Here is a 1223-nt window from a genome sequence, read left to right as displayed (position 1 = left end):
TTGAGCACCCTGGCCCAGCAGGTGGAACAGGCCAGCCAGTCCCGGGTCCAGCCGATCGCCGTGGTCTCCCGCGATCAGCCCGTGCCGCTGTCCCTGGCCCAGCAACGCCTGTGGTTCCTCGATCAGCTGGACCATGCCGCCAGCATCGCCTATCACATGCCGGCCGCGCTGCACCTGCGCGGCAGCCTCGACCGAAGCGCATTGCAACGCGCCCTGGACCGCATCGTCGCCCGCCATGAAAGCCTGCGCACTACCTTCGAACGCCGGGACGGCGAAGTCCATCAGCAGTTCGCCGCCGCCGACAGCGGCTTTGCCCTGAAGGAACACGACCTGCAATCCCTGGACGCCGACGCCCGGCAACAGGCGGTCGAGCAACTGGCCCAGGCCGAAGCCGCTGAAGCCTTCGACTTGAGCCAGGGCCCGCTGATTCGCGGGCGCCTGCTGCGTCTGGCCGAAGACGAACACATCCTGCTGGTCACCCAGCACCACATCGTCTCCGACGGCTGGTCGGTGGCGGTGCTGATCGGCGAATTCAATAAACTCTACGCCGCCTTCAGCCAGGGCCTCGACGACCCGTTACCCGCCCTGGCCCTGCAATACGCCGACTACGCCGCGTGGCAACAGCAACACCTGCAAGGCGAGCGCCTGCAAGCCCAGACCCGGTTCTGGCGCGAGCACCTCGCTGGCGCCCCGGGCCTGCTGGAACTGCCCACCGACCGCACCCGGCCACAGGTACAAAGCTACCTCGGGGCCGCGCTGGCGCTGCAATTGCCGGCCCCCCTGAGCGCCAGATTGCGCCGCTTCAGCCAGCAACAGGGGCTGACCCCGTTCATGACCCTGCTGGGGGCCTGGTCGATCCTGCTGTCGCGCCTGAGTAATCAGCCGCAGGTGGTGGTCGGCACGCCGGTCGCCAACCGCCCGCGCCGCGAAACCGAGGCGCTGATCGGTTTCTTCGTCAACACCCTGGCCCTGCGCATCGACGTCCAGGCCCACGGCCGTGTCGATCAATTGCTGGCCCAGATCAAGGCCACCACCCTCGACGCCTACAGCCATCAGGACTTGCCGTTCGAACAGGTCGTCGAAGCCCTGCAACCGGAGCGCAGCCTCGGCCACAGCCCGTTGTTCCAGGCCATGCTGGTGCTCGGCAATACCCCGCGCGACCAGGCCCTGGCCCTGCCGGGGCTGAACCTGACCCCGCTGCCCCAGGTCACCGGCACCACGCA

At 68.2% G+C, this 1223-nt stretch carries 1 protein-coding gene; it reads left to right on the top strand.

All coding sequences use genetic code 11. The features are described from left to right. A partial coding sequence (locus MMG91_RS28785; protein WP_310661450.1) for a condensation domain-containing protein occupies positions 1 to 1223 on the top strand: 1223 nt, incomplete at both ends.

The organism is Pseudomonas sp. JL3 (assembly GCF_031570575.1).
In the GTDB taxonomy this organism is placed as follows: Bacteria; Pseudomonadota; Gammaproteobacteria; order Pseudomonadales; family Pseudomonadaceae; genus Aquipseudomonas; species Aquipseudomonas cucumis.
This window is presented reverse-complemented; position numbering and strand designations above follow the sequence as displayed.